This is a genomic window from Leclercia sp. M50 (assembly GCF_037150775.1).
Lineage (GTDB): Bacteria > Pseudomonadota > Gammaproteobacteria > Enterobacterales > Enterobacteriaceae > Enterobacter.
Map to the genome: position 1 here is coordinate 1 of NZ_JBBCPK010000096.1, position 16,481 is coordinate 16,481.

Here is a 16,481-nt window from a genome sequence, read left to right on the forward strand (position 1 = left end):
AGACAGATTTCATAGCTGACAAACAGCACGCTGCCGGCAATGAGATAGCGGGGCGAGAAACGTCGCAGCCTGGGGAAACCCACCGTTACCAGACAGAGTAAACCGCTTAGCGTATAGATTGCCGCCGCCCCCCCAACCGGACCTAATCCCTCGCTAACGCCCCTAATCAGACCCACCATTGTGCTCCAGAGCACGATCGCGGCCAGACCGACCAGGGTGGCTTTTTTTTTCTCCATCGCATTTCCACCGGCTATCAATTTAAGGGGCAAATTTATAGCACTGTTTCAGTATCTTCCGCGAATGTATCTGTGCAGAAATAACCCTTTGGCATTAGTAAAAGCCGCCAGCGCTGACTATTAAGAGGGCTAATTTCAGGGATATTGATTTACCGCAATAAAACCAGGGGCTTTGCTGTTAGTTTTCTGCCGGATTTCTCAATGATCTAACGAGGACAACGATGGACGTCAGTCGCAGACAGTTTTTTAAAATCTGCGCGGGCGGTATGGCCGGGACAACAGTAGCCGCTCTGGGGTTTGCCCCCAAAATGGCGCTGGCTCAGGCGCGCAACTATAAGTTGCTGCGTGCCAAAGAGATCCGCAACACCTGCACATACTGCTCCGTGGGATGCGGGCTATTGATGTATAGCCTGGGTGATGGCGCGAAGAACGCTAAAGCGTCGATTTATCATATTGAAGGCGATGCGGATCATCCGGTCAGCCGCGGGGCACTCTGCCCGAAAGGGGCAGGTTTGCTGGACTATGTCCACAGCGACAACCGTCTGCGTTACCCGGAATACCGCGCGCCGGGCTCCAATAAATGGCAGCGCATCTCCTGGGATGAGGCTTTCACCCGCATTGCAAAATTGATGAAAGCCGACCGCGACGCCAACTTCGTTGAGACGAACGAACAGGGTGTAACGGTCAACCGCTGGCTCTCCACCGGAATGCTCTGCGCCTCGGCGGCGAGCAATGAAACCGGCATGCTGACGCAAAAATTTGTGCGCTCACTCGGCATGCTGGCGGTAGACAACCAGGCGCGCGTCTGACACGGACCAACGGTAGCAAGTCTTGCTCCAACATTTGGTCGCGGTGCGATGACCAACCACTGGGTTGATATCAAAAACGCTAACGTTGTGGTGGTGATGGGCGGTAACGCCGCTGAAGCCCATCCTGTGGGTTTCCGCTGGGCGATGGAAGCGAAAAACAACAATGACGCGACGCTGATCGTCGTCGATCCGCGCTTTACGCGGACGGCATCGGTGGCCGATATCTATGCGCCTATTCGCTCCGGTACGGACATTACGTTCCTCTCCGGCGTGCTGCTGTACCTGATCGAAAACAATAAAATTAACGCCGAGTACGTTAAGCACTACACCAACGCGAACCTGCTGGTGCGGGAAGATTTTGCCTTTGAGGACGGGCTGTTCAGCGGCTATGACGCCGAAAAACGCCAGTACGATAAATCCTCCTGGAACTATCAGTTTGATGAAAACGGTTATGCGAAACGCGATGAAACCCTGACCGATCCGCGCTGCGTCTGGAACTTGCTCAAGCAGCACGTCTCCCGCTATACGCCGGAGGTGGTGGAGAACATCTGCGGTACGCCGAAAGCGGACTTCCTGAAAGTGTGTGAAGTGCTGGCCTCCACCAGTGCTGCGGACAGAACCACCACATTCCTCTACGCGCTGGGCTGGACGCAGCATACCGTCGGGGCGCAGAACATCCGTACCATGGCGATGATCCAGCTGCTGCTCGGCAACATGGGTATGGCGGGTGGTGGGGTAAACGCCTTGCGCGGTCACTCTAATATTCAGGGGCTCACCGATCTGGGGCTGCTCTCCACCAGTCTGCCGGGTTATCTGACCCTGCCGTCGGAAAAACAGACCGATCTGCAAACCTATCTGACGGCGAACACCCCAAAAGCGACCCTGCCGGACCAGGTGAACTACTGGAGCAACTATCCGAAGTTCTTCGTCAGCCTGATGAAATCGTTCTACGGCGATGCGGCGCAGGAGGAGAACGACTGGGGCTTTAACTGGCTGCCGAAATGGGACCAGGCTTACGACGTCATCAAGTATTTCAACATGATGGCGAAGGGCAAGGTCACAGGCTACATCTGTCAGGGCTTTAACCCGGTGGCGTCGTTCCCGGACAAGAACAAGATTGTCGCCAGCCTCAGCAAGCTGAAGTACATGGTGGTGATCGATCCGCTGGTGACCGAGACCTCGAACTTCTGGCAGAACCACGGAGAGATGAATGACGTCGATACCGCCTCCATTCAGACCGAGGTGTTCCGCCTGCCGTCTACCTGTTTTGCCGAAGAAGACGGCTCCATCGCCAACTCCGGGCGCTGGTTACAGTGGCACTGGAAGGGGCAGGACGCGCCGGGTGAAGCGCGTAATGACGGTGAAATTCTGGCCGGGATTTACCATCGCCTGCGTGAGATGTACCGCACTGAAGGCGGGAAGGGCGTTGAGCCGCTGCTGCGGATGAACTGGCACTACAAACAGCCGGATCACCCGGAATCGGAAGAAGTGGCGAAAGAGAATAACGGCCGTGCGCTGGCGGATCTCTATGATGCCAGTGGCGCGCTTATCGCGAAAAAAGGCCAGCTGCTGAGCAGCTTCGCCCAACTGCGCGATGACGGTACCACAGCATCGTCGTGCTGGATTTACACCGGGAGCTGGACCGAGCAGGGCAACCAGATGGCCAACCGCGATAACGCCGACCCGTCCGGGCTGGGCAATACGCTGGGCTGGGCCTGGGCGTGGCCACTTAACCGCCGCGTGCTCTACAACCGTGCCTCGGCGGATATCAACGGCAAGCCGTGGGATCCGAAACGGATGCTGATCCAGTGGAACGGCACGAAGTGGACCGGAAACGATATCCCGGACTTCAACACCGCCGCGCCGGGCAGCAACACCGGGCCGTTTATCATGCAGCCGGAAGGGCTGGGACGTCTGTTTGCCATCGACAAGCTGGCGGAAGGGCCATTCCCGGAACACTACGAGCCGATGGAAACGCCGCTCGGCACCAACCCGCTGCACCCGAACGTGGTCTCCAGTCCGGTGGTGCGTGTCTATCAGGAAGATGTTGTGCGCATGGGCAAGAAAGACAAGTTCCCGTACGTCGGCACTACCTATCGCCTGACTGAGCACTTCCACACCTGGACCAAGCATGCGCGACTGAACGCCATCGCCCAGCCGGAGCAGTTTGTCGAGATCAGCGAAACCCTGGCGAAGGCCAAAGGCATTGCCAACGGCGATCGCGTTAAGGTCAGCAGCCAGCGCGGGTTTATTCGCGCCGTGGCGGTGGTCACCCGTCGTCTGCAGGCCCTGAACGTTCACGGCCAGCAGGTGGAAACCGTGGGTATTCCGCTGCACTGGGGCTTTGAAGGGGTGGCGCACAAAGGTTATATCGCCAACACCCTGACGCCTGCGGTGGGGGATTCCAACTCGCAAACGCCAGAGTACAAGGCGTTCCTGGTCAACATCGAGAAAGCATAAGGAGCGAATAAATGTCGATGGAAACACAAGACGTCATCAAACGCTCCGCCACCAACGGTTTTACCCCCGCGCCCCGTGCGCGGGACTACAAAGCGGAAGTGGCAAAGCTGATCGATGTCTCCTCCTGCGTGGGCTGTAAAGCCTGCCAGGTGGCCTGTTCTGAGTGGAACGATATCCGCGATGAGGTGGGGCACTGCGTTGGGGTTTACGATAACCCGGCGGATCTGAGCGCCAAATCCTGGACGGTGATGCGCTTTAGCGAAACCGATCAGAACGGCAAGCTGGAGTGGCTGATCCGTAAAGACGGCTGTATGCACTGCGAGGATCCGGGCTGTCTGAAGGCCTGCCCGTCCGCCGGAGCGATTATTCAGTACGCCAACGGCATCGTCGATTTCCAGCAGGAGAACTGTATCGGCTGCGGGTACTGCATCGCCGGGTGTCCGTTCAACGTGCCGCGCCTCAGTAAAGAGGATAACCGCGTCTACAAATGCACCCTGTGCGTGGATCGCGTCAGCGTTGGCCAGGAGCCTGCCTGCGTGAAGACCTGTCCGACCGGGGCGATTCACTTTGGCACCAAAAAGGAGATGCTGGAGGTGGCGCAGCAGCGGGTGGATAAGCTGAAAGCGCGCGGCTATGCCAATGCGGGCATTTACAACCCGCAAGGGGTGGGCGGAACGCACGTGATGTATGTTCTGCACCATCTCGACCAGCCGGAGCTGTATCACAACCTGCCGAAGGACCCGGCGATCGATACCTCCATCAACCTGTGGAAAGGGGCGCTGAAGCCGCTCTCTGCGGCGGGCTTTATCGCCACCTTTGCCGGGCTGATTTATCACTACGTGGGTATCGGACCGAACAAAGAGGTGGATGACGATGAGGAGGAGCACCATGACTAAATCGAAAATGATTGTGCGCACGAAGTTTATCGACCGCGCCTGTCACTGGACGGTAGTGATCTGCTTCTTCCTGGTGTCATTGTCGGGGATTTCGTTCTTCTTCCCGACCCTGCAATGGCTGACGGAGACCTTCGGCACCCCGCAGATGGGGCGTATTTTGCATCCGTTCTTCGGGGTGCTGATTTTCGTGGCGCTGATGTTTATGTTCGTGCGTTTTGTGCATCACAACATCCCGGACAAGCAGGATATTCCCTGGCTGAAGGGGATTGTTGAGGTGCTGAAGGGCAACGAGCATAAAGTTGCGAGAGTGGGTAAATACAACGCCGGGCAGAAGATGATGTTCTGGACCATCATGAGCATGATTTTTGTGCTGCTGGTGACCGGCGTCATTATCTGGCGTCCGTACTTTGCCCAGTATTTCCCAATGCAGGTGGTGCGTTACAGCCTGCTTATCCATGCGACCTCGGCCATTATTTTGATCCACGCCATTCTGATCCATATGTATATGGCGTTCTGGGTTAAAGGCTCCATTAAAGGGATGATCGAAGGGAAGGTGAGCCGCCGCTGGGCACAGAAACACCACCCGCGCTGGTATCGTGATGTGGAGCGCCTGGAAGCGCAGAAAGATGTGAGTGAAGGGATGAAGTAAGGTGCTCTGTTGCCCGGCGGCGCTGCGCTTGCGCGGGCCTACGGAGTAACTCCCCGCTCCGGATGATTTCGGCGCGGGGACTTTGGCAAGTCAGGTGTTGGTGACTATTGCATCTATTGCTGCAATCACCCGGGCTCTTGCCGCCTGCATATTACAGACGAAATACTTGCTGGTGAGTTTCCTTTTCTCCACGCTGGTTATACCGGGCGTATTCATAAATAACGTCTGAAAATCAATATTAATGACAGCGGATGCCGGATTAATATGCCCTGAAAGATGATTACGATAACTTAACGGCAGGATTAAACGGGTCGATAAATCATCATAATAATCATGTTGTATCACCATCAGGTAGGGGTGTAATTCACTGGTTCTGCCCGATGGATTACGGTAAATGTCAAACTGAAAGCACATTAAATCCCTCCGAAAAAGGGATCGTCAGACAGCAAACCGGCCTTCGCAACAAACTCATTCATAGCTTGCATGAATTCCTTATCGCGTTTGCGTTGCTCGATACGCTCCTCTACCGTTAATTCCGGGCGTGGTGCCACTCCGGTTAGGTGTTCTTTAACTGCATTGCTCTGAAGGGTGTCCAGTTTCATTATTATTGTCTCCTGTATTGGCACTGCCATTATCAACCCCCAACCATAAAAAACAATACCGATTCACCTGGTCATTCAGGAATTGCGAGCAGGCTTCCAGACAAAAGCAACAGGGTGAAAACAGGTGAAATTAATGCGAATCTCCCTCCCGATAAATAACCGGGAGGGCAGTAATACTCAGAACTTCTCTTTAATATAACGGAACGGATAAGCGGTCGGCTTAACTTTGCCGATTTTTCGTTTCGGTAATTTCACCGGTTCTTCTGGAATTTCTTTATAGGGAATCTGCGACAGCAGGTGCGAGATAATATTCAGCCGCACGCGCTTTTTATCTTCGGAGCGGGCGACAAACCACGGGGCCCATGCGGTGTCGGTGGCGGCGAACATCGCATCACGCGCTTCGGTGTACTCATCCCAGCGGGTGAAGGATTTAATGTCCATTGGGGAGAGCTTCCAGGTTTTTCGCCCGTCGTTAATGCGGTCGCGCAGACGACGCTCCTGCTCTTTAGGCGTCACTTCCAGCCAGTATTTGATCAGAATAATGCCCGCATCGACCATCGCTTTTTCAATGATGGGCGCACCGTCGAGAAATTTCTCTACTTGCTCTTCCGTACAGAACCCCATTACCCGATCCACCCCCGCGCGGTTGTACCAGCTGCGGTCGAAAATCACGATTTCCCCCGCCGAGGGCAGATGCGGCACGTAGCGCTGGAAGTAGAGCTGGCTTTTCTCCTTTTCCGTCGGGGCGGGCAGCGCCACCACCCGGAACACGCGTGGGCTGACGCGCTCTGTCAGGGCTTTGATCGTGCCCCCTTTACCGGCGCCGTCGCGGCCTTCAAAAACGACGCACACCTTCAGGCCCTTACTCACCACCCAGCGCTGAAGTTTCACCAGCTCCTCATGCAGGCGATGCAGCTCTTTTTCATACTCCTTGCGTTTAAGGGGGGCGGGAGGCGTATTGGTCGCAACGGGTTTGCTTTTCTTTTTATCTGCCATGATGCGTTCCTTTCAGGGTTTCTGCCGGGACGGTGTGACATAACACTTTGAAGTGTAATCACGGACAGGGGGATTGGTGGAAAATATTCACACCCCACCCGAAATAATGGATGAAGCTGCCAGCGGCGCGATTTGAACTGGCTCACCATACAAGATTGTTCAATAATGTCTGTCGCAATTTTTTAACAAGTGGCTGTGGTATGAAAAAGACGGTGTTTTCGTTAGCGCTTGGCACGTTCGGTCTGGGATTGGCCGAATTTGGCATTATGGGTGTATTAACCGAGCTGGCGCGGGATGTGGGGATCACTATTCCCTCCGCCGGGAATATGATTTCGTTTTACGCCTTCGGGGTCGTGATTGGCGCGCCGATTATCGCGCTCTTTTCCAGCAAATTTTCGCTTAAAACCATTCTGTTGTTTCTGGTAACGCTCTGTCTGATCGGCAATGCGATTTTTACCTTCTCCAGCTCATACACCATGCTGGCGATCGGGCGGCTGGTCTCCGGCTTTCCACACGGTGCGTTCTTCGGCGTCGGCACCATTCTTCTCTCTCGCATTGCGCCGCCGGGCAAAGTGACGCTGGCGGTGGCGGGGATGATTGCCGGGATGACGGTCGCCAATCTTGCCGGCGTACCGCTTGGCACCTGGCTTGGGCACCAGTTCAGCTGGCGCTACACCTTCTTCCTGATTGCCGCATTCAATCTGCTGGTGCTGCTCTCTGTCGCCCTGTGGGTGCCGCAGACGTTCGATAAGACGCAGACCCGTCTGCGGGAACAGTTTCTCTTTCTGAAAAAGCCAGAGCCCTGGTTTATCTTTGCCGCCACCATGTTCGGCAATGCCGGGGTCTTCGCCTGGTTCAGCTTCGTGAAGCCGTTTATGATCAACGTGTCCGGCTTTTCCGAAGGGGTGATGACCGCGATCATGATGCTGATGGGGCTCGGCATGGTGCTGGGCAACCTGTTCAGCGGCAAACTGTCCGGGCGCTACAGCCCGCTGCGGATTGCAGCCGTCACCGATCTGGTCATTGTGCTCTCCCTGCTACTGCTGTTTGCCTTCGGTGCGTTCCCTGCGGCCTCGCTGGTGATGGGCTTTATCTGCTGTGCCGGGCTGTTTGCGTTGTCGGCACCGTTGCAGATCCTGCTTCTGCAAAATGCGCAGGGCGGGGAGATGCTCGGTGCGGCAGGCGGGCAGGTGGCGTTTAATCTCGGTAGCGCCATTGGAGCATACTTTGGCGGGATGATGATTACGCTGGGCTTTAGCTGGAGTTACGTCACCTTGCCTGCGGCGGCGCTGTCGTTCTGCGCCATGTCGTCGCTATTGATTTATGGCCGTCTGAAAGCGCGGCGGGGAGAGGCTAACGCACAGGCGATAGCCTAAGCAACGTGCGCGCAGTTGCCCGGCGGCGCTGCGCTTGCACGGGCCTACGTTTTCCCCGGCCTGGCTTTTGTAGGCCGGGGAAGCGAAGCGCCGCCGGGCAAAAAGCATTCACATCACGCTGTCGAGGTTTTTCAGGAAATCTTCAACCTGCTCTGACGAGGCAGTGTCTGCCTCGTAAAGAATATCCAGCGTGACATTCTTAAGGCCGCAAAAACCGAAAACGCCTTCAACCAACTGGGTTCGTATCGCCGTCGAATATCCGTGTTTATCAAAGCCCTTGAGATCGCTGCCCGCCGTCGCGACAAGGCGTACCGGTACATCGCGTAAGTTACCCACAATTCGACCATCTTCCGCCACCTTGTACGCCCAGTTCAGGGTGAGTACCCGATCAAACCAGCCTTTCAGCAGACCCGGAACGGACCACCAGTAGATCGGGAAGACAAACACCAGCATATCTGCCCGCTCCACGCGCTGTTGTTCACGCCGGATATCGGCAGGCGGGGCGCTGGTCTCCCGGTGATACAGCGCAAGATCGGGACGCAGCATTGCCGGTGTAAAGGCTTCAGCGTGGAGATCGGCAATCTCGACCTGCGTACCTTGTTCACGTAAGCGGGCAGCAATTCGCGCCGCCAGTGTGTGGGATAACGAATTTTCGACAGGATGAGCCGTCACGATCAGCGCATTATCTATGACATGTGTTACAGACATAACCACCTCAGCAAGCAGTTAACCTGTCACTTATCTTACTATTGGTAACTTACATGTCAATCCGGCAACACCACTCATTTTGTGCTGTCGGCACAGGTGTTCAGTACGCCAAACATCGCGCCGCAGAGCATATCTTCTGCGACGTTACGGGCCAGTGCCCCGTTGCTCGCGGCGGTACTAAGCGCCTCCGCCGCACCGATAATGGCCGTTAGCGCCGCTTCACCTTTTACCCCTTTCAGGGTGATATAAGGGGAGAGCGCCATGCGCAGGCAGTCTGCACATTCGGCAACGCAGGCTTCCCGAAATGTCAGCAGCGCCCGGGAGCCGGACAGGGCAGCAGCGATAGGCCCTGTCTCTGGCCCGGCGCTGATGGCGCAATCAATATAGGCGGCACTGAAAAAACTGACGGTATTTTCCAGGGTTTTATTATCGACATTCAGCGTTTCACGGAATTTTTTTAACTGCCGATCGCTGTAATCCTGATACAGCGCCATCAACAACCCTTCACGATCGCCGAAGTGATCGTAGGGAATGGGCTTGGTGACGTTTGCCCGCTCGGCCAGATAGCCCAGCGTCAGTGCCTCGGTGCCTTGCTGACGCACGATCCCACGTGCCACTTCCAGCAACTGTACCCGTCGATCCTCTTTTCTTAACCGTTTAACGACCATATTGTCCTCGCGCCAGTGTCTACTAAAGGTAGTTTACACGGTTTATTCGCGAGGCCGTATGCTTTGTAGATATACCGCCATGGCAAAAAAAGCTCCCGTACCGGGAGCCTGATACGCGCTTACGGTAGCGACGGTTCGCCCAGGGTTAACATCAAACGGTTCGCCCAGGCGAAGAACGCGGCAGACTGCACCAGATCCAGCTGGGCCAGGGTATCCAGCCCCTGACGTTCCAGCGCTGCCAAGTGCCCGGGCGTCACTGCCGGCGGGGTGACCGACAGCGCGGCGGCAAACTCGATCCCCGCCTGCCAGCGTGGTGACTGCCCGCTGCTCAGCGATTGCCCCGGCTCGACTGCCAGCTCTCTTTGCACGGCATCATCATCCTTCGACAGCTGGCTGGCTTTCCGCGCATGGACAGAGGCGCAGTAAATACAGCCGTTCACTTTGCTGGTCACCGCCGCAGCCAGCTCTCGCTCCGCCCGGGAGAGCCCGCCGGAAGTATAAAAAATCCCCTTATCGGTAAGCGTTCGCTGTTCCAGCACCGGAAGATTGCGCCCCAGCAGGCGGAAATAGTCGGAGTCGGTATGGCCGAATCTGGCGAGGATCGCCTGCTCATCGGCGCTGAATTCCGCCAGGGGTTTGGGTGTTAGCCACGGTTCCCAGCCCAGCTCTTGCTGGGTAAAGACCACCGGTGCGGCCTTGCCGTTTTTGGTGAGCGGCACGGTGTGCCAGTGACCTGCCACAACAGGGGTCTCGCTGGCCGCTACCGGTTTGTCATTGAGCAGACGCAGCCCAACGAGCAGGCGGCTCTGGAAGCTGACAAAGGCGATCAGCTGCGCCAGAGTAACAATCCCTTCTTTGCTCCAGCCTGCCAGGGTGAGCGCATTAATCGCCCCCGGCGTGGCCTGGACCGGGGAGAAGGTCAGCAGACGGGCGAAGGTCAGGGCGGGAGTGAGACGCACGGAGGTCGGATCGGCCAGGCCAAACCCGGCGTAGTGGGCCGCCAGCGCGTCAGCGTTATGCCATTTCGCCACTTTTGCCGCTACCGCAAAGCGTTCGTCCAGCGCAAAGTCGGCATCCTGCTGACTGAATAAGGTTTCGTAGCTCCCCTGAGCATGACGCGTGGCCGCCTCGCGGGTGAGTCGTGCCTGTTCCAGCGCGGAACCCGGGGCAATCTCCGCCAGTTCGGCGAGAATATCCTGACTTAAAGCCATAGTGACTCCTTATAAAAGATGAGGGGCGATCTGCTCTGCGATTAACTCAATCGAACGTAAGGTGTCCTGATGCGACGGCTCAACCGAATGCACCTGGAATGAGATGTCGGTGGCGCGCGCCAGCACCGAATCCTCAGTCAGCGAGGCGAGCACCGTCTGCGGCGCGCCGATGTGCGCATCAAACTGGCGGATATGATCCGTGACAGCGTCACCTACAAGGGCGTGCCCGGCGGCCTGATGCTGCTGCGCCTGACGGGTCAGGCCCGGTTCGGCAATCTTTAGCGCGTACGCATCGCTGTCAGCAACAAATGCGGTACGCGAGGCCAGAATACGCGGGGCAACGCCGGACGGCAGGGCATCGAGATAGGCGTCGATAATCGGATTCTGGATCGCGTCCAGCGGCAACAACAGATTGTCCGCCGGGCGCGGCTGGGTGCGGGAGAGCATCAGGCCGTGACCCTGCTGTGCGGCACGAACCGCCCCCTCCACCGAAAAGGTGGCGATCCATACCCGCTCCGTCAGGCCGGGCGCGGGCGGATAGAGATGATTATCGGGGTGAGTCAGGGAATCTCCGCGCCAGGCGCTCTGGATGAGATGCAGGTGCTCGGCAAAGGTCGTTGCCCGCTCGTTAATGGTCAGCCCGAACGGCAGAAACGAGGTCGGCGTACCGCCGGAGCCAAAACCGACCTCCAGCCGTCCGTCAGACAGCAGATCCAGCACCGCCGCGTCTTCCGCTACCCGCAGTGGGTTCTCCAGCGGCAGGGTGATAATGGCGGTGCCCAGACGAATGCGGGTGGTGAACGCCGCAACCTGGGCGAGAAACACCAGCGGCGACGGCAGGCCGCCCTCATGCTCGTGAAAGTGGTGCTGCGCGATCCACGCGGTATCAAAACCGTAACGTTCGGCATGGCGGATCTGCTCTGTCGCCAGGCGATAGCGTTCTTTGGCTGGGGCAGCGTCCAGCAGGCGGGTGAAGAAACCCAGGCGTTTACGCGTCATGCGTACTCCTTCTGTGAAAAATGGGGAATGGCGTCGATCAGTTCGCGGGTGTAGTCGTTCTGCGGCGCGGCAAACAGCGACTCGACTGCACCGCGCTCAACAACCTGACCGCTGCGTAACACGGTGACGCTATGGGCAATGCGCCGAACGGTCGCGAGGTCATGGGTAATAAACAGATAGGTCAGGCCCAGCTGCTGTTGCAGCTGCTGGAGCAGGGCGAGGATCTGCGCCTGCACGGTGACGTCCAGCGCCGAGGTGGCTTCATCCAGCACCAGAATGGTCGGCTCAAGGATCAGAGCCCGGGCAATGGCCACGCGCTGGCGTTGCCCACCCGAGAGTTCTCGCGCGGTACGGGATAACAGCTCCGGCGGCAGGGCCACCCGCCGGGTGACGCTCTCCACCCGGGCGGCGCGCTCGGCTTTGCTGACCGGGGCGAAATTTTTCAGCGGCTCTTCGATGATTTCAGACAGCGTCTGACGCGGATCCAGCGAGACAAAAGGGTTCTGGTAAACGAACTGGATCTTCTGTCGCAGCTGACGACGCGCCTCGTGGCTGAGGATGGTGGCATCAATATTATCGATAATCACTTTACCGCTATCGGCCTGCTCAAAGCCCAGCAGGATCCTGGCGAGGGTGGTTTTACCCGAGCCCGACTCCCCAACCAGCGCGTGGGTGCTGCCGCGCGGCACGGCAAAGCTCACCGCGTCCAGCGCCTGAAGCTGATGGCCTTTGCCCAGCGCAAAGCGTTTGCTGATCCCGGTAGCCTGAATAGCCGGTGAGGTCAGTGGGCGACCCGCTACCGGGGCGATGGTCAGCCGCTGTCCGTTCAGATCGCTTAGCAGCTGGCGGGTGTACGCGTGCTGCGGGGAACGCACTACGTCGGCGGTAGCGCCATGCTCCTGCACCTCGCCGTTGCGAAACACCAGCAGCCGGTCGGCACGCTGGGCGGCCAGGGCCAGATCGTGGGTGACGAACAGCACCGCCGTGCCGGATTCGCGGCGCAGCAGGTCCAGCAGATCGAGAATGCGTTTTTGCACCGTCACGTCCAGCGCGCTGGTGGGTTCATCGGCAATGATGATGTCCGGGCGCAGGGCGATGGCGATAGCGATCAGCACCCGCTGCTTCATGCCGCCGGAGAGCTGATGGGGAAACTGCTTCATCCGCTGCTCCGGGTGGCTGAGGCCGACTTTGGTCAGCAGGGCCAGCACCTGGTTATCGCACTCGGCCTGGCTCATCTTCTGATGCAGACGCAGGATTTCTCCCACCTGGGCAGCAACGGTCTTCACCGGGTTCAGGGAGTTACCCGGATCCTGCGGCACCAGGCTGATACGCGCCCCGCGCAGGCTGTCGAGCCGTTTAGCTGACCACTGGCTGAGATCTTCCCCGTTCAGACGGATGCTGCCAGCGTCACGGCGGGCATTGTCCGCCAGCAGGCCGATGATCGCCTGCGCGGTGGTGGTTTTCCCGGAGCCGGATTCGCCGACAAAGGCCAGCATCTCGCCGCGCCCGAGAGTAAAGCTGACGTTATGCACCACTTCGCGCCACTCGCGACCGGTGCGGTAGCTGAGGGTCAGGTTTTCCACAGATAAGACGGTCATGAGCGGCCTCCGCTTAACTGGCGGCTGATACGGTTGGTCGCCAGCACCACGGCGATCACCACCAGGCCAGGGAAGGTGGTTAACCACCAGGCGGTTGAGAGATAATTCCGTCCTTCGGCAATCAGCAAGCCCCATTCCGGGATCGGCGGCGGGGTGCCGTAGCCGAGGAAGCTGAGGGTCGAGAGCGCCAGAATCGCCTGACCAAACTGCAACGTCGCGAAGGCCAGCACCGCGGTCAGGGAGTTGGGCAGAATGTGGCGCCACAGCACGGTCCAGAAGGTCCCGCCGCTGCCAAACGCTGCTTCGACATAATCGTTGTGACGGATGCGTACCACTTCACCGCGCGCTAGGCGGGCAAAGCTGGCGATCGACGCCACCCCAACGGCAATGGCGGGATTCGGGGGCCCAACGCGGAGGCGGATAATCCGCGGCAGGGCGCGGAGCCGTGCAGGGCGGGCAAGCAGCACGACCGCCGGGCGGAGCAGTAGCGATTCCACCCGTCCGGCAAAGGCGCCGGCAATGACGCCGATAGCGGTGCCAATAAACAGCCCCATCGCCACCGCCACCAGTGCAGCGCTCAGGGAGTGCGAAGCACCATAGACGATGCGGGTGTATAGATCGCGTCCCAGCTGGTCGGTGCCGAGCCAGTAGCCTGCCTGGGGAGCCAGCCGCTGCGCGCCGGCAATGCCTTCAATCGGGCTGAAAGAGGTAAACAGCCCCGGCGCGATGGCCGCCAGCGCGGCAGCGGCAACAATGGCCCAGGCAAACCAGAGTCCCGGCTGCCAGTGCAAACCGCGCCAGGCGGGAATGCGTTTGCGCGCCGCCGCAGCATAATCAACAAGGCTCATGCAGCACCTCCGGTCACGGTCTGCAGGCGGGGATCGAAGAGCGGCATCAGCAGATCCACCAGCAGGTTAATCACGACAAAGCCGAGGGCCGAAATCATCACCACCGCCTGTAGTACGGCGATATCCTGGTTATTGACCGCCTGCTGGGTCAGTAACCCCAGACCACTGCGGCCAAACACGGTTTCGGTGATCAGCGCCCCGGCAATCAGCTCGCCCAGCAGCAGCCCGGCGATGTTCAGCACCGGCAGCAGGGCATTACCGGTAACGTGCCGCCAGAGAACGGCGGTTTCGCTCAGCCCTTTGGCTCGCGCTACCGCGACAAAGGGCTGGGCGGCCACCTGATCCAGGCTGCGCATCAGGATCTGCGCCAGCGGGGCGGAGATGGGAACGGCGACGGCGATAATCGGCAGGATCAGCCCCTGCAGCGGCGTCGGATTAATCACCGGGATCAGCCGCAGCTGGAACGAGAACAGCTGAATCAGGGCAATCCCCAGCCAGAAGGTCGGCAGGGAGATAAACAGCACCGGCAGGGACTGAATGGCGTTGCTGAGGAAGCTGAGCCCCGGCAGGCGCGAGGCCAGCGCCAGAGCGAAAGCCAGCACCACCGCCAGCGCAAAAGCGGGCAACGCCAGACTCAAGGTATCCGGCAGGTTGGTCGCGATCAGCTCACTCACCGCCACGCCCGCCTGCACCGAGAAGCCAAAATCGCCACGCAGCATCGCCCCAAGGGTATGCAGATACTGCTGCCACAGCGGGCTGTCGGCCCCGTACGCGATGCGCATCTCTTCGATTTGCGCCGGGCTCAGACCCAGGTCCGGGTTCTGGAACTTGATCAGCACCGCGTCCCCCGGCAGGACCTGGAGCAGCACGAACGATAGGGTGAACGCCGCCCATAAAACCAGCACTCCCAGCCCGGCACGTCGCAGCAGATAGTGGCTCATCGTCGCCTCCTTAGTGTTTCTCGAGCCACGCGCCGTAGAACGACGGGCGACCGACCGCTTCAAAACTCACCCCTTTCAGCCAGGGGGCACCGGCAAAGACCTGGGGCTCTTCAAAGATCGGGATCACGTAGGCGTTATCCAGCAGATAGCGCTGGGCATCGCCGGTGAGCTGCAACCGTTTCTGCGGATCCACTTCGGACGAGATGCTGACCAGCAGGTCGTTTAGCTTGTCGTCGCGGAAGCTGTTGACCTTGTCGCTGGAGCCGCCTTTTTGCAGCAGGGCGTCGCGATTGTTGGGATAGAACATGCTTTTCACCACGTCCGGGTCGGCACGGCCCACTTCCGAGACGGTGAGCGGGGTCTTCAGCGGGTCGAGGTTATCGAGGACGTGGCTTCCGGCATCCCCCGCCTTCACGTTCAGGGCCACGCCTACCTGGCGCCACTGCTGGGCCACCAGCTGCAACACCTCTTTATTCTGCGGCTGCGGCAGGGATTCGTAGATGGTCAAGGCCAGACGCTGGCCCTCTTTCGCGCGGATGCCATCGCTGCCCGCTTTCCAGCCCGCCTCGTCCAGCAGGGCGTTGGCTTTGGCCGGGTCGAAGGTCAGCTTGTCGCTAAGATCGACATAGCCTGCGGCTGAATCAGCAATCACCGATTTGGCCTGCGGATAGTTAGGCGAGAAGAGGGTCTCGACCACCTGCTTCGCATTGGTGGCGCGCAGCAGCGCCTGGCGCACCCGCACGTCGGCCACCAGCGGGTTATCCGGGCGGAAGCTGATACTGTCGTTCACGCCTCGGGTCGGGGCAGCGTAGATGTGATAACCCTGTTCGGTGGCCTGCTTTTCGTCATAGGCCTGCACCTGGCGGATAAAGTCGGCTTGCCCGGCCAGCAGCGCGCCGACGCGAACGCTGTCTTCCGGGGTTACCAGATAGGTAATGCCATCGAGGTTCGCTGGGCCCTGTTGGGCGAGGTTTTTCGGCCCCCAGGCGTAGTCTTTCCGCGCCTGCAGATTGACTTCGCGGCCCAGCTTTTCGTCTTTCACCACAAATGGACCAGAGCCGATGATATGGCGGGCATCGCCCAGCTCCTCAAAGTTACGTTGTAACGTACTCAGGGAGACCAGACCCGATCCTATGGTTGCAGTTCCTTGTAAAAAGCCCGGTGACGGTTTTTTGAAATAAAACCTGACGGTCTGCGGGTCAATCACTTCGCTGCGGTCGTAGTTGTTGATCACTTCCGATACCGGCAGGCGCTGGGGCTTGTTGCCTTTGCCGTAGGTATCGAAGTTCTTCGCTACCGCGTTAGCGTCCAGCGGCGTGCCGTCCGAGAAGGTCACCCCAGGGCGGATCTTAAAGGTGTATTCGGTTTTATCCGCGTTGGTGCTCCAGCTTTCGGCAATCCACGGCTCCACTTCCAGGGTCTTCGGGTTCTGCCAGGTGAGCTTGTCGGTGATCTGATTCAGGATCCCGCCGTTGGGGTAAAAC

At 58.7% G+C, this 16,481-nt stretch carries 15 protein-coding genes and 1 pseudogene; 4 read left to right on the plus strand and 12 right to left on the minus strand.

Annotation, left to right across the window (positions count from 1 at the left end; all coding sequences use genetic code 11):
• A pseudogene (locus WFM46_RS19220) lies at positions 1–236 on the minus strand (EamA family transporter); the annotation flags it as partial.
• A 221-nt stretch (positions 237–457) separates the two neighbouring features.
• Here WFM46_RS19220 and fdnG point away from each other — a divergent pair.
• From fdnG to fdnI, 3 genes are read left to right on the plus strand one after another with little or no spacing between them, the layout of a single operon-like run.
• On the plus strand, positions 458–3,505 hold the full coding sequence (fdnG, locus tag WFM46_RS19225; protein WP_336998266.1) for a formate dehydrogenase-N subunit alpha: 3,048 nt from the start codon (positions 458–460) through the stop codon (positions 3,503–3,505).
• An 11-nt stretch (positions 3,506–3,516) separates the two neighbouring features.
• A complete protein-coding gene (gene fdxH / locus WFM46_RS19230) occupies positions 3,517–4,401 on the plus strand; it encodes a formate dehydrogenase subunit beta (RefSeq protein ID WP_156238744.1) in 885 nt (294 codons plus the stop codon).
• On the plus strand, positions 4,394–5,050 hold the full coding sequence (fdnI, locus tag WFM46_RS19235; protein ID WP_336998267.1) for a formate dehydrogenase-N subunit gamma: 657 nt from the start codon (positions 4,394–4,396) through the stop codon (positions 5,048–5,050). Before fdxH ends, fdnI begins: the two co-directional genes overlap by 8 nt.
• A 90-nt stretch (positions 5,051–5,140) precedes the next feature.
• On the opposite strand, the gene WFM46_RS19240 is transcribed toward fdnI, so the two are convergent.
• The 3 genes from WFM46_RS19240 to ppk2 all read right to left on the minus strand — a co-directional run bounded on the left by WFM46_RS19240 (position 5,141) and on the right by ppk2 (position 6,648).
• Positions 5,141–5,464: a CcdB family protein gene (locus WFM46_RS19240; RefSeq protein ID WP_336998268.1), complete on the minus strand. Its 324-nt coding sequence runs from the start codon at positions 5,462–5,464 to the stop codon at positions 5,141–5,143.
• Positions 5,464–5,652, minus strand: a complete 189-nt coding sequence (locus tag WFM46_RS19245; protein ID WP_103821984.1) for a hypothetical protein — start codon at positions 5,650–5,652, stop codon at positions 5,464–5,466. Before WFM46_RS19245 ends, WFM46_RS19240 begins: the two co-directional genes overlap by 1 nt.
• 177 nt (positions 5,653–5,829) lie before the next feature.
• Positions 5,830–6,648, minus strand: coding sequence for a polyphosphate kinase 2 (ppk2, locus tag WFM46_RS19250; protein ID WP_336998269.1), 819 nt, complete (start codon positions 6,646–6,648; stop codon positions 5,830–5,832).
• Positions 6,649–6,848: 200 nt separating this feature from the next.
• Between ppk2 and araJ the strand changes: the two genes are divergently transcribed.
• On the plus strand, positions 6,849–8,024 hold the full coding sequence (gene araJ, locus WFM46_RS19255; protein ID WP_336998270.1) for an MFS transporter AraJ: 1,176 nt from the start codon (positions 6,849–6,851) through the stop codon (positions 8,022–8,024).
• 108 nt (positions 8,025–8,132) lie between these two features.
• Here araJ and WFM46_RS19260 read toward each other — a convergent pair whose 3' ends face one another.
• The 8 genes from WFM46_RS19260 to WFM46_RS19295 form a co-directional block, all read right to left on the minus strand.
• Positions 8,133–8,732 (minus strand): NAD(P)H-dependent oxidoreductase, encoded by a 600-nt coding sequence (locus WFM46_RS19260; protein WP_336998271.1) that lies wholly within the window; start codon positions 8,730–8,732, stop codon positions 8,133–8,135.
• Between the two features lie 74 nt (positions 8,733–8,806).
• Positions 8,807–9,400, minus strand: coding sequence for a TetR/AcrR family transcriptional regulator (locus WFM46_RS19265; protein WP_336998272.1), 594 nt, complete (start codon positions 9,398–9,400; stop codon positions 8,807–8,809).
• A gap of 119 nt (positions 9,401–9,519) precedes the next feature.
• On the minus strand, positions 9,520–10,611 hold the full coding sequence (locus tag WFM46_RS19270; RefSeq protein WP_336998273.1) for an alkylhydroperoxidase domain protein: 1,092 nt from the start codon (positions 10,609–10,611) through the stop codon (positions 9,520–9,522).
• A gap of 9 nt (positions 10,612–10,620) precedes the next feature.
• A complete protein-coding gene (locus WFM46_RS19275) occupies positions 10,621–11,610 on the minus strand; it encodes a putative FMN-dependent luciferase-like monooxygenase (protein ID WP_336998274.1) in 990 nt (329 codons plus the stop codon).
• Positions 11,607–13,208 (minus strand): ABC transporter ATP-binding protein, encoded by a 1,602-nt coding sequence (locus WFM46_RS19280; RefSeq protein WP_336998275.1) that lies wholly within the window; start codon positions 13,206–13,208, stop codon positions 11,607–11,609. Before WFM46_RS19280 ends, WFM46_RS19275 begins: the two co-directional genes overlap by 4 nt.
• Complete coding sequence (locus WFM46_RS19285) at positions 13,205–14,056, minus strand: ABC transporter permease (protein ID WP_336998276.1); 852 nt, start codon at positions 14,054–14,056, stop codon at positions 13,205–13,207. Before WFM46_RS19285 ends, WFM46_RS19280 begins: the two co-directional genes overlap by 4 nt.
• The gene (locus WFM46_RS19290) at positions 14,053–14,997 is read right to left on the minus strand and encodes an ABC transporter permease (RefSeq protein ID WP_336998277.1); all 945 of its coding nucleotides are present in this window, start codon (positions 14,995–14,997) and stop codon (positions 14,053–14,055) included. The genes WFM46_RS19285 and WFM46_RS19290 overlap by 4 nt, the downstream gene beginning before the upstream one ends.
• 10 nt (positions 14,998–15,007) lie before the next feature.
• The coding region (locus tag WFM46_RS19295) for a TIGR04028 family ABC transporter substrate-binding protein (RefSeq protein WP_336998278.1) at positions 15,008–16,481 on the minus strand (1,474 nt) is incomplete at its 5' end.